1 pseudogene (only partly in view) is annotated in these 405 nt (G+C 66.9%); it reads left to right on the forward strand.

Annotated elements, in window-relative coordinates:
• A pseudogene (gene modB / locus JNK74_29055) lies at positions 1-405 on the forward strand (molybdate ABC transporter permease subunit); it runs 208 nt beyond the window's last position.

The raw sequence follows: 405 nt of genomic DNA on the forward strand, positions 1-405 counted from the left end.
CACCGCTGGCGTGGTGGCTGTCACAGACACGCTCGCGCTGGCGGGCACCGATCAGCGCGGTGGTGACCTTGCCGCTTGTGCTTCCGCCGACGGTGCTGGGCTTCTATTTGCTGGTGTTGATGGGGCCGCAGGGGCCGTTGGGGCAACTGACCCTGGCTTTGGGTTGGGGCACCTTGTCCTTCACCTTCACCGGCCTCCTGATCGGTTCGATCATCTTCTCGCTACCCTTCGCCGTGCAGCCCATTCAACACGCCTTCGAGTCCATCGGTGCCCGGCCGCTTGAGGCTGCCGCCACCCTGCGCGCGAGCCCGCTCGACGCTTTCTTCAGCGTGGCGCTGCCGCTCGCACGGCCCGGTCTGCTCACCGCCGCCATCCTCAGCTTTGCGCATACCGTCGGCGAGTTCG

The organism is Candidatus Hydrogenedentota bacterium, assembly GCA_016791475.1.
GTDB lineage: Bacteria > Hydrogenedentota > Hydrogenedentia > Hydrogenedentales > JAEUWI01 > JAEUWI01.